The 12008-nt window shown below is 41.4% G+C and carries 10 protein-coding genes; 7 read left to right on the forward strand and 3 right to left on the reverse strand.

All coding sequences use genetic code 11. From position 1 onward, the window contains the following. Positions 1-46 precede the first annotated feature (46 nt). A complete protein-coding gene (locus tag G5B43_RS10280) occupies positions 47-733 on the reverse strand; it encodes a hypothetical protein (RefSeq protein WP_165294653.1) in 687 nt (228 codons plus the stop codon). A 55-nt stretch (positions 734-788) separates the two neighbouring features. Further along, positions 789-1115, reverse strand: coding sequence for a DUF4870 domain-containing protein (locus tag G5B43_RS10285; RefSeq protein WP_165294654.1), 327 nt, complete (start codon positions 1113-1115; stop codon positions 789-791). A 234-nt stretch (positions 1116-1349) separates the two neighbouring features. On the opposite strand from G5B43_RS10285, the gene G5B43_RS10290 reads away from it, so the two are divergent. Beyond that, a complete protein-coding gene (locus tag G5B43_RS10290) occupies positions 1350-3164 on the forward strand; it encodes a hypothetical protein (protein ID WP_165294655.1) in 1815 nt (604 codons plus the stop codon). Between the two features lie 13 nt (positions 3165-3177). Here the strand turns inward: G5B43_RS10290 and G5B43_RS10295 are convergent, their stop codons facing one another. Next, entirely contained in the window at positions 3178-4032 is an 855-nt protein-coding gene (locus G5B43_RS10295) for an AraC family transcriptional regulator (protein ID WP_165294656.1), read from the reverse strand. A 149-nt stretch (positions 4033-4181) separates the two neighbouring features. Here G5B43_RS10295 and G5B43_RS10300 point away from each other — a divergent pair, with 149 nt between their 5' ends. From G5B43_RS10300 to G5B43_RS10325, 6 genes are all read left to right on the forward strand, one after another. Further along, positions 4182-5786 (forward strand): fucose isomerase, encoded by a 1605-nt coding sequence (locus G5B43_RS10300; RefSeq protein ID WP_165294657.1) that lies wholly within the window; start codon positions 4182-4184, stop codon positions 5784-5786. 12 nt (positions 5787-5798) lie between these two features. Next, on the forward strand, positions 5799-7430 hold the full coding sequence (locus G5B43_RS10305) for a ribulokinase (protein WP_165294658.1): 1632 nt from the start codon (positions 5799-5801) through the stop codon (positions 7428-7430). A gap of 7 nt (positions 7431-7437) precedes the next feature. Next, entirely contained in the window at positions 7438-8988 is a 1551-nt protein-coding gene (locus G5B43_RS10310; RefSeq protein ID WP_165294659.1) for a sodium:solute symporter, read from the forward strand. Between the two features lie 35 nt (positions 8989-9023). Further along, positions 9024-9956, forward strand: coding sequence for a dihydrodipicolinate synthase family protein (locus G5B43_RS10315; protein WP_165294660.1), 933 nt, complete (start codon positions 9024-9026; stop codon positions 9954-9956). Positions 9957-10022: 66 nt separating this feature from the next. After that, entirely contained in the window at positions 10023-10586 is a 564-nt protein-coding gene (locus G5B43_RS10320) for an RNA polymerase sigma-70 factor (RefSeq protein ID WP_206367313.1), read from the forward strand. Positions 10587-10661: 75 nt separating this feature from the next. After that, positions 10662-11843, forward strand: coding sequence for a FecR family protein (locus G5B43_RS10325; protein ID WP_165294661.1), 1182 nt, complete (start codon positions 10662-10664; stop codon positions 11841-11843). Positions 11844-12008: the final 165 nt, after the last annotated feature.

Here is a 12008-nt window from a genome sequence, read left to right on the forward strand (position 1 = left end):
ATCTGTATATATTATTGTTGAATATTTCTGCGAGCGTTTGCGAGGCTTATTTCTTGTCCGTAATGTATATTTCCGTCAGTCCGTCATCTGATAAGAAACGTATATTATAACCTGTTTGCTCCTTTAGTTTCACTGGCGACATACTTTCCGATTCAAAATCCGTGCTGTTGAGTTGTTCTTTCGGCTTGTGGCTTCTGTTCATTTCGGTTGATTTTGCTATATGATAAACCTCTCCATCTACTTGGAGGACTTTAAACCAACCAAAACGTGCTTCCATCCCTAAAGGATTTCCTTTCTCTTTATATATTTCGTATCGGCCAAAATAGATGTCGCCTTCCGCGGGTGCTGTCTCCATAGCCACATATTCCTCTGATTTTGGCAAAGGTGGTTTGACCGAATCATAAATTATGTAACCGAATACGCCTATGAAGAAAAGAACGAATAGCCATCCGAAAATCGTAAACTTATAAATGTAAGGTGGCTTGGGGGCTTCCAGTGCTTTTTGCTTATAGAATTCCTTCATCTCGGGCGACCACAACCGTTTCGGGATCTTTTTGTTTTCCACTTTGTCCCAGTACTCACCAAAAGTCTTCTTCGTATATATGGTGTAGATTATGGTCCTTACTTTGTTTCGGTAAATGCCTAGTACCAGAGGATTACCCGGATTCTTTGGGTTTTGCAGCTTATCCGTATGATGTGCTGCCTGTTCTATTTTTTGAATGCTGAAAAACATAATTTTTAATTTGTGTTATTACTTCGCCAGAGCCCATATGCCAGTATGGTTTGACTTATGAGTTATTAATAAAATCAAATTTGTCCTCAAAGAGTACACCTACGACTGGCAACGGTTTTTTGACGTTATTAACGGCATGGATAATGCCCATAATCATCAAAACCAGGAAAATGAACCCGACATAGCTCAACAGTACGGCGATTGAAGCTGAAATAACACTAACTACCGAGACGAGCACATTCCAAATGGCAATGATCCAAAGCCCTAATCCTTGTTTCAAATGGTAACGGCTGAAATCGTTTCTTTCTTTTTTGCCTCCGAAATAGGCGATGAGCCATGCAATTCCGATATAACTTAAAATCGACTGTACCTTCGCGTTCATTGTTTTATATATTTAATGTTCTGCAACGAAATTCACTATAAAAATTGGGGTGTAATAATTTAAACATATAACAAACTATCTATGAATATGATGCGTGTATATACAAAGTGTCTACATTTTTTTTATATTGTTGATTTATAGTTTCTAATAGGTTTGTAATCTTAGGATTTATGGCCAGCTTAGCTTAAGCTAATGTTTTATTTTGGCTATCTTGTTCTTCCATAGATAACTTTTATGATGTTGACAAAGGTGTTTTTGTTTATTAATCTTTTCTTGATTTGCTCTTTAGGGCATGCACAATATATTCTGCCGGCCACACAGCAAGCACTTGATACATTGGATCAGCTCCAATTGCGAAATAAGCCCCTAGATGCATTTGACGCTTTGGAAAAGGCGATAAGGAATACGGACTCTCCTGCAGATTTGGCGTATTTGTACGCGCATCAAAGTGGTATGTACGTTGCCATGGATAGCTTGCTGAAAGGGAAAAGGTTATTGGATCTCAGTATGGAAAATGCGGAAAAATCGAAGAATCCGCACGCCAAGGCCATTGCTTACCGTGCTAAAGCCTATTTAAGCAATATGCTTAATCTTCCTGATGCTGTCGTGGAAGATGCTTTGCGGGGATTGAAGTATGTTGAAGATAATAACGATGATTTGTTAACGAAATATTACCTCTATTATCTTCTGTATAGCGCTTATAGCAAATGGGATGATGAAGAAAAAATGGAAAAGTATATTCGTATTTGCCAACAATATGCAATTTTAGTAAACAATATCAATCTGCAGGCGAACGTAAACAATGGTATGTCCAGTATGTTTCTTGCCCGTTACAAAGCATCTGGTCAACAAAATTTATTGGATAGTAGTTATCACTATTTGAATAACGCTTTAACATTATACCAACGATCACCAGATAAAGTCAGTGGCAATACTTCGGTTATTACCTGTATCAATTTGGCAAATTATTATCTGGAGTTTTCAGCAACGGATTTGGTCACCCGTCGTCAAAAGGCCTTTCAATATCTTCGTCTTGCAGAGGAAAAGCTCCAGAATAAGGAAGCGAGTTCTGAAAAATGGATTAATGTATTTGGCATTAAAAGTGGTTTTGCGAAAAAGCAGGGAGATTTGGTGCTTGCGGAACAATATCTTGTGCAGGGATTGAGTCAGCTGATGAGTTCGAATGGAAATCATTTTAAATTAGAGTATGCTGTCAACAAGGATCTTACGGATATTGCATTAAAGAAAAACAATTTAAAAACGGCCTTGGCTTATCAACAAAGAGCGGAGAGTCTGCTGAAAAAATCTTTTGATGCCCAACAGCTTTTCAATGCGCAAAAGTTGGAAATTCAATATGAAACCGAGAAAAAGGATCAGCAACTGAAGTTATTAAGGGAGCGGGAGGGATTCCGTAAGAAACAAAACTATCTGTACGGAGGTATTGCCGTAGCTTTGTTATTCGGGCTTATTTTTATGTTTGCTTCCTATCATTTTAAATTGAAGTATTCCATAGAAAGAGAGAAGCAACTTGTCAGGGAAAAAGAGGATGCAGAGCACCAATCTGCATTACAATTGAAAATTGAGAAAGAAGAGCAGGCGAGGCTTAGGGCAGAACAGGAACTGTTACATCTAAAACGTCAGCAACTGGAGAAAGAAGCGTTGGCCAATTCACTGATTATTGAACATAAAAATGATATGCTTAAGCAAATCCAAGGAAAAATTCAAGACGGAGATGCTGCGGATGTCAAGAAGCTACTGAAAGAAGAGATGTTGTTACGCGCCGATTTTGAAGACGTTAAAATGCAGATCCAGCAGCTCCATCCTACTTTTTTTAACCAGCTGACCGAAAAAGCCGTCCAGAAGCTTACAGCACTCGATTTGAAATATTGTGCTTATATATACCTGCAAATGACCACAAAGCAAATTGCACAGGCACTGCACGTAGAACCACAAAGTGTAAGGATGTTCAAATACCGGTTAAAACAGAAGTTTGGGTTAGGGAAGGATGTCGATTTGGAAAAGTTTTTGATTGATTTGAATGCTAACTAATGATAAATACGTATCACACCAACCCCTTTCTATATTCTGTAGGCGTAATTCCCTTAAAATTTCTAAAATGTCGGTAGAAATTGGAGGTGTTTTCAAAACCACTCGCCAAGGCAATATGCTGCATGGTAAGATCAGAATCAATAATTAACGTACAAGCGTGATTCAAGCGTACCTCGGTTAGAAAATCAAAATAAGACTTGTTGGTGATCATTTTAAAATATCGGCAGAAAGATGTAGAACTTAAATTGCATAAGATGGCTACATCCTCTATGCATATCTTTCCTTTGAAATTTTTCAAGGTATGAGAAAATACTTTGTCCATCCGGCTCTCGTCGATTTTATTTAGTTTGCTATAGACAAAGTTGCTGGATAGAGTGTCATATTCTTCACTGGAGGCGAGTATACGGAATATAGCGAAAAGATAGATCAGCTTTTCTAGGCCATCTGTGTATTCCATTGCAGCCATTAATTCCTTGATTCGCTCTTTCGTTTCTCCGTGGATGATCAGTCCATTCTTCGATAGTTGCAATAATCTTAATATTTCCTGCGTTTCCGAAACGGCCAAAAATTCTTTGCCAAAACATTCCGGATGAAAATGTAATACGAGAGCCTCCACATGGTTTTCCCCTTGTTTTATTTCATTACATTTCCAAGTATGTGGAAGATTGGAACCCAATAAAACCATATCGTCTTCTCGGAAATGGTCGATATGGTCACCTATAAATCGCACCCCTTCTCCTTTGATGAGGTAATGTAATTCTATTTCGGGATGGTAGTGCCATATGGTACCGAAATGGGGCAAGATGTCATGCCTTATACTGAAGGCATTGTTGAATGGTTTTGGAACTTGGTGAAATTTCGCTTTCATTACCCTACTATTTATAAAAGGTGTCATCTAATTTAGCTAAAGTATCTATTTTCTACAAAATCGTGATAAAATGTTGGATACTTTGGAAAAGTTACGTCATGAAATGATGCGTTTTCCAATGCATCTTTGTTAAACCAAATATAGATCACATGAGGACAACAAATAATAATCAAGCTTATTTAGTGTGTAGCGGAGACCTAAGACCTTCAGCGAATATCAAGTGTTGGCCAATGCAACAACAAATGGAAGAAAAACTTCATATTGCATTGCAAAAGTTAAGCTGGTCTATTAAACGAGCGCATACATACGATGAAGAAAAAGGACATGGTTTTATTGACTATCAGCATGTGGGGATTAAAATTTTTAGAGAAATTGATAAAAAAGCCCCGCTTATTGTTGCTGAAAGTGTATGGCAATATAGCCATCATGTTCTGGCAGGACTGATTTCCCACGAAGGACCGATCCTGATCGTCGCAAATTGGGATGGTACCTACCCCGGATTAGTCGGTGCACTGAACCTGACGGGCTCGCTTACAAAAGCGAATGTGCAATATAGTTTTCTGTGGAGTAAGGATTTCACGGATGATTTTTTCATTGACAAACTTCAAGAATGGTTAGATACAGGAGCGATAACTCATGACTATTCTCATGTGAAGACTTTTGAGGCCGCATCGAACGCAACAGACCGTGAATTGGCAGCGAGATTCGCGACGAGAATACAAAATGACAAGGTAGTTATGGGGGTCTTTGACGAAGGCTGTATGGGGATGTTCAACGCCATTGTGCCTGACGCATTGATTCATCAATTGGGTATTTTCAAGGAGCGACTCAGCCAGTCGACGTTATACGCAAAAATGTTGACGGTAACAGATGAAGAGGCACACGCCGTTCTAGACTGGCTGCTGAAAAAAGGAATGAAGTTCGACTGGGGCACCGATCCTGTTAGCGAACTGACGAAAGAACAGACGTTGGAACAGTGTAAAATGTACATTGCGGCGCTACGTTTGGCGGATGAGTTTGGATGTGATACCATCGGTATACAATACCAGCAGGGACTGAAAGACTTAGTGGCGGCGAGTGATTTGGTGGAAGGGCTTTTGAACAATACAGAGAGACCTCCTGTTTATGATGAGAAAGGAAAAGAATTATATCCAGGCGGGGCTTTACCGCATTTCAATGAAGTAGATGAATGTGCGGGTATCGACGGATATATCACTTATCACCTCTGGAGACAGTTGGGGCTGAACGGCGATAATACGTTGCATGATTTACGTTACGGCGAAAACTTCGTCGTGGATGGAAAAGAGGAGTTCGTTTGGGTGTTTTTAATATCCGGGGCAGTGCCAGCTTCCCATTTTGTTGATGGGTATGCCAGTGCGAGCAGCATGCGCCAACCCCCCATGTTCTTCAAAAAAGGAGGAGGGACGCTTCGTGGCGTCAGTCGTCCAGGGAACATCGTGTGGAGCAGGATATATATAGAGCAGGATGAGTTATGGTGTGATATAGGTACCGGACGGGCCGTGGAGTTATCAAAGGAGGAAACAGAAAGACGGTGGGCGCTCACAGATCCTCAATGGCCGATTATGCACGGTGTGCTGGATGGCGTAAGTAGAGACCAGATGATGGCAAAGCATAAGGCGAACCACATACAGGTGGTTTATGTGGACGGTGATTTTGATGTAAGAAGAGCCGCAGAAATTAAAGCGGCAGCATTTCAAGCTTTGGGAATTAAGGTGAATTTTTGCGGCATATAAAGTAACAGATAGATGCAGGATAAACTCGTTATTGGGATGGACTTTGGGACGGATTCTGTCAGGGGGATATTGATCAATCCGTATAACGGAGAAATCTTATCGAAGACGGTCTCTTATTTTCGACGGTGGCGGCAGGGGCTATACTGTTCTCCAGAAAAGGACCAATATAGACAACATCCTTTAGATTATATGGAATCGATCGATGACGTATTTGTTGCGTTATTTCGAGGACTAGATCCGGCTTTAGTTAAGCAGGTTGTGGCCATCGGGACAAATACAACAGGATCGACCCCGGTTGCGGTAGATGAAAATTGTCGACCGTTAGCTTTATTAGAGGGGTTTCAAGATAACCCCAACGCGATGTTTATCCTATGGAAAGACCACACGGCGATAAAAGAAGCAGATGAAATTAATGCATTGTCGAAAAAATGGCCCATTGATTATACTCGGTATAGTGGAGGTATATATTCGTCTGAGTGGTTTTGGTCCAAAATATTGTACACGAATAGGAGAGATGTTCAAATAAAGGAAAGGGCGTTTACCTGGATCGAACAGTCGGATTGGATTCCGACATATCTAACCGGTACGGATAAGCCTTCGGAAATTAAAAGAAACCGTTGTGCAGCTGGGCATAAAGCGATGTGGAATGAAAATCATGGCGGATTGCCATCACCTGAATTCCTATGTTCCTTGGATCCTTCATTTTATCATCTTGTCAATCGATTTTACGGGGAGACCTACACTTCCGATAAAACCTTCGGCAAGATTGGTTCCCATTTTGTGGAAAGATACGGCTTTGAACCCGAAACGGTTATTACTGTTGGCGCGATTGATGCGCATCATGGAGCTGTTGGCGCGGGGAGTGCGCCTTATACGTTGGTTAAGGTAATCGGGACGTCCACTTGCGATATGTTGGTGGTGCCCACGGAAGATCACCCTCCTTTGGTAGATGGCATATGTGGGCAGGTGGACGGTTCAATAGATCCCGGAATGATAGGTTTTGAGGCGGGACAGTCGGCTTTTGGAGACGTGTATAACTGGTTCAGAAAGCTTTTGGTAAGTCCTGTTTATGCTGTTTTGGACGACCAGTTGCGTGAGGAGCAACTGCAGGTGTTAGAAGAAAGGCTTTTTGATTATCTAACGAAAGAGGCGTCTGTTTTACCTGTCACGAAAGATGATCTCGTCTTTACGGACTTCCATAACGGAAGACGTACCCCCGATGCAGATTTCACGAAGAAAGCCGCGGCGCACGGCTTTTCGTTGGCTACGCACGCAGGGCATATTTTTAAAGCATTGGTAGAAGCGACCGCATTTGGTTCTAAAACCATCGTGGATCGTTTTCGGGCTTTTGATATTCCAATAAAATCAATCATTGCTACGGGGGGGATCCCGAATAAATCACCTTATGTTGTTCAAGTATTGGCGGACGTATTGGGTTACGATGTTCAGGTTGTGGACAGTGACCAGACGTGCGCGTTGGGTTCTGCTATATTTGCTTCTCTTGCATCGGGAATTTATGACGATATACAGGAAGCAAAAACGGTGATGGCAGCCAAGGCTGTCAAGACGTATCAACCAAATTTGTCAACTCAAGATATATATGAGGTTTTATACCACCGATATACGACGTTAACGACCTTATAAACGTATTATGAATAATTTACCAATCATCGATCTGGCCGTAATAGCTGTTTATCTTCTGGCAATGGTGCTAGTGGGCGTCTATTTTTCGCGAAAAAACACGACCTCTGAGGCCTATACAAAGGCTGCAGGAAAAATTCCGGCCTGGGCGATAGGCATCTCGCTATATGCAACATTCCTCAGTTCTAATACGTTCCTCGGCGTCCCCGGAAAAGCCTACGGATCCAATTGGAATGCCTTCGTTTTTAGCCTGTCTATGCCCATAGCGGCGTTTATAGCAGCAAAATATTTTGTGCCGTTTTATCGCAAGCATACGCAAGTTTCAGCCTATACGAATTTAGAGAATAGGTTTGGCACATGGGCGAGAAGTTACGCTGTTATATGCTTCTTATTAACCCAAGTGGCGAGAATGGGCTCTATATTTTTCGGCATATCGCTTACCCTTCAGGCCCTAACAGGCCTGGATATGTCTTTGATTATGTTAGTGACGGGAGCATGTATTATCATCTATACCATTCTGGGAGGACTGGAAGCGGTGATATGGACAGAGGTGTTTCAAGGTATATTGTTGACAATAGGTGCACTGATTGTGATCGGTACCTTGGTATATGGTATCCCAGGAGGTGTGGCTACCATTGTGGATATTGGTCTGCGGGACGATAAGTTTAGCTTGGGATCCTTCTCGCTGACCGATTTTTCTTCTTCTACGTTTTGGGTGATTCTGTTGTATGGGTTCTTTATGAACCTGACGAACTTCGGGATGGATCAAAATTATGTGCAGCGCTATCATGCTGCACCGAACGCGAAGGAAGCAGCTAAATCCGTGTGGTTATGTACCTGGCTTTATCTACCGATTTCTTTATTGTTTTTTATTATCGGAGCGTGTTTATATGCGTATTATGATGTTAATCCGGAATTGTTAACAACGGTTAAAGAACAGGCAGCAATCGAGAGGATGGGTGCAATAGGAGGAGACCTCGCCAATGTGGTGAACACATTGACTCCCGCAGATTATGGAGATAAAGTACTGCCTCATTATATGGTGAATAACATTCCTGTGGGAATTTTGGGGCTCATTGTCTCCGCTATTTTAGCTGCGGCCATGAGCACAGTCAGTTCCGGAATGAATGCTTCGGCCACCGTTTTTACAGAGGATATCTATAAGCGTTACATTAATCCGAATATTTCGGACAAAGGTAACCTGCGTCTGTTACTGATCGGTACTGGCGTATTTGGTGTGATAGGGATGTCTGCGGGAATAGCGATGATTGGTGTGCAAAGTATATTGGATGTATGGTGGACCTTGTCGGGAATCTTTGCTGGGGGTATGCTTGGTTTGTTCCTGTTGGGGATTACCAATAAAAAAGTGGGCAATAGCGATGCAATGCTCGCGACAGGTTTTGGAATAGCCGTTATTTTATGGATGACATTTTCCTATCTACTCCCCGAGGAATATGCCTTTCTCAGAAATATGCTCCATGCGAATATGATCATCGTAGTTGGAACGATGGCCATCCTTTTGGTGGGAAATATCAGCCAGCGGTTAAGGCGTAAAGTGTGATGAGTGGAAACAAAAAAACATATTAATATTTTAAAATGAATAATAGCAAAAAGTTTATACCGGTAATGCTGATGCCGTTTAAGGAAGATTTATCTATTGATTATGATGTATTGGGGCAATTGGTTGACTTTTATTTAGAGAGTGGGGCAGGGGGCTTATTTGCCAATTGTCTGTCCAGTGAAATGTACCAGCTATCGGTAGACGAAATGGTAGATTCTGTCAATTATATTGTGCAGCGCGTTAACGGGCGTGTTCCCATCGTAGCAACAGGTTCTTTTGGCGAAACGATGGTGGAGCAAGCGGAAAATGTGAAGAAAATATATAGTACAGGCGTTTCTGCGATTATTCTGATATCCGGCCTGTTGGCGAAAGAGGAGGACTCCGAAGAGATATTTAGAAAAAATGTTTATGAATTATTGGACTTAACTGGCGACATTCCGGTCGGGTTTTACGAATGCCCCGTACCTTACAAGCGTATTATATCTCCTGAATTGTTAGGGGAATTGGTCGCCACAGGAAGGGTAAAATACCATAAAGATACCTGTCTGGATATCGCCAACGTCCGTCAGAAAATTGCCAATACGCAAACGGAACCCTCTTTTGGCCTATACGATGCCTATATGGTACACGCTGTAGAATCGTTAAAAGCTGGATCCGCTGGCCTATCCTGTATTCAGGGGAACTATTTCCCGGAGCTTGTGGTATGGTTATGCGACAACTACGCTGATCAGGGAAAGCAAGCGGAGGTAGCCAAAGTACAGGAATTTTTCGCGACGAATATGGATGTCATGCACGACACCTATCCGGCTAGCGCAAAATATATCCTAGGACAACGCGGGCTGGATATAGGGTTGTCTTGTAGAAACGGAAGTGTACTGCCGAACAAGGAGACCGAAAAACAGTTGGACTTGTTGCGGCAGGATTTCGAAAACCTAGCTCATAAAATAGATTTGGTATCGGTGAGGTAGTGCATAAAAGTTTTTATTTTTCCGCAAAAAAAGATACATTTATTCCTGTTATAAACTTAGATTCTATTGAATGCGTCAGTTACAGATAAGGAACTTTTTGATTTGCTGAAAACCGGCGAGCAGTCGGCGTTAGAACAAATCTACAACAGATACCATGGTGTGCTGTACAGCCATGCGTATCGTCGATTGCCGGATAGGGAGGAGGTAAGAGATATCGTGCATGAACTGTTCATCTATCTTTGGAAGAATAGGGAGACATTGACCATTACCTCCAGCTTATCGGTTTATTTGTATACCGCTGTCCGAAGTCGGGTGCTCAATGTTTTTCGAAACAAGAAAGTCCAAGATGTATATATGCGTTCTTTACAAGATTTTATGGATGCGGAACAGGATATTGTGGCGGAAAAAATACGAGAAAAGGAATTGATTCAGCTAGTAGAACAAGAAGTCGCTTCGCTCCCCCCACAGATGCGATTAATTTTTGAAATGAGTCGGTTTCAGGAAAAATCCCATAAAGAAATTGCAGACGAATTGGATATAAGTCCGCAGACTGTCCGCACCCAAGTTAGGAATGCGCTGAGAATACTTAGGGTGAAATTAGGAACGAATATTTTTATGCTGTTTTTTTAAAATCTTATACCCCCTCCCCCATACTTCCGTGTCTTAGCTATAAACAGCAATAGTTTTAACCAGGCATAAACTTTAATGAAAAGAGCGGAAGAACTAATAGAGAAGTATAATTTGGGGACAGCCACGCCAGAAGAAAAAGCGATTGTGGAAAGCTGGTACCTGAAATACAAAACATCTCCGTCTGATCTGAAACCTGCGGATTTGCTTGAAGAACACAGACTGGGTTTGGAGAAACTTCAACAAGCCTTACGAGAAAAGAAAGTCATAAAATTTAAGTTGCCTATTTCCATTGCCGCATGTTTGCTGTTATTTCTGGGAATAGGTTGGTTTGTGATGAACTCGGAAGAGAAAATGAACGAGGAGCAATTTGTGTCAAATTTTTTGCCTGAGACCAATGCTGTTATCCTGACATTGGCGGATGGTAAGAAGGTGACAATATCAGAGAATAATATCGGAGAAATTGTGACCGAAGACCATTTCAGCATAAGCCAAACGGTAGATGGACAGCTTGTGTACACGGTTATCGATGATGGGAAGGAAAAGATATCAGTAAGCGATGCCTATAACACTATTGAAACCCCAAAAGGCCACCAATATAAACTTATATTGCCCGATGGTAGCCATGTTTTCCTTAGTTCGGCCTCTCAATTACGTTATCCTGTCCGTTTTTCAGAAAAAGAAAGACGGGTAGAACTCATCGGACAAGCTCATTTTGAAATTGTTCCTGCTTATTCGACGTTAAAAATATCCAGTTCATCTCGATCCGATAGAATACCCTTTATTGTGAAAGCTGGGAATCAAGAAGTGGAAGTGCTTGGTACACAGTTTAGTGTGAATGCCTATGAAGATGATGATATTGTCGAAACGGCATTGATAGAAGGTGCTGTCAGGGTGTCTCTAATCGGAAGGGAGGCAGAAGTGCTGCTGAAACCTGGGCAAAAGGCAGTAAATGATGTCCATACATCAAAATTGAAGGTGGAAGAGTTTGAAGTGACCGATTTGAAGGCCTGGAAAGAGGGATATTTTATTTTTAATAATGAAAACATAAAAGATATTATGAAAAAGCTTTCCAGATGGTATGGTTTTGAGGTGGAGTATGTTGGAAACATGACAGATGTCGCGTTTCAAGGGAACTATCTGCGTACACGGGATGTAAGGCATTTATTAAAGACCATGGAAATGGCAAACAGCCTGCAATTCGAAATTATAGATAAAAACAATGAAAGGAGGATTATAGTGAAAAGAAAGAACCCGTAGTAAATCTAAAAATGAACCTTCATATGAAGAACAGAAGTGTTGCGAGCACTCCTGTTCCCATACTAGCAAATGCTTAGAAAGGATTAATTAACAAAGAGTCAATAACGTCAAAAAAATCCTAATTCAAATGTATAAAAAAACAACCGTATGGCAATGCGGTCTACC

Origin of the sequence: Sphingobacterium sp. SGR-19 (assembly GCF_011043555.1) — a bacterium.
Lineage (GTDB): Bacteria > Bacteroidota > Bacteroidia > Sphingobacteriales > Sphingobacteriaceae > Sphingobacterium.

Excerpts from the sequence above, each read along its gene's own strand:
- G5B43_RS10280 (WP_165294653.1), bottom strand. The coding sequence starts at position 733 with ATGTTTTTCAGCATTCAAAAAATAGAACAGGCAGCACATCATACGGAT.
- G5B43_RS10285 (WP_165294654.1), bottom strand. The coding sequence starts at position 1,115 with ATGAACGCGAAGGTACAGTCGATTTTAAGTTATATCGGAATTGCATGG.
- G5B43_RS10290 (WP_165294655.1), top strand. The coding sequence starts at position 1,350 with ATGATGTTGACAAAGGTGTTTTTGTTTATTAATCTTTTCTTGATTTGC.
- G5B43_RS10295 (WP_165294656.1), bottom strand. The coding sequence starts at position 4,032 with ATGAAAGCGAAATTTCACCAAGTTCCAAAACCATTCAACAATGCCTTC.
- G5B43_RS10300 (WP_165294657.1), top strand. The coding sequence starts at position 4,182 with ATGAGGACAACAAATAATAATCAAGCTTATTTAGTGTGTAGCGGAGAC.
- G5B43_RS10305 (WP_165294658.1), top strand. The coding sequence starts at position 5,799 with ATGCAGGATAAACTCGTTATTGGGATGGACTTTGGGACGGATTCTGTC.
- G5B43_RS10310 (WP_165294659.1), top strand. The coding sequence starts at position 7,438 with ATGAATAATTTACCAATCATCGATCTGGCCGTAATAGCTGTTTATCTT.
- G5B43_RS10315 (WP_165294660.1), top strand. The coding sequence starts at position 9,024 with ATGAATAATAGCAAAAAGTTTATACCGGTAATGCTGATGCCGTTTAAG.
- G5B43_RS10325 (WP_165294661.1), top strand. The coding sequence starts at position 10,662 with ATGAAAAGAGCGGAAGAACTAATAGAGAAGTATAATTTGGGGACAGCC.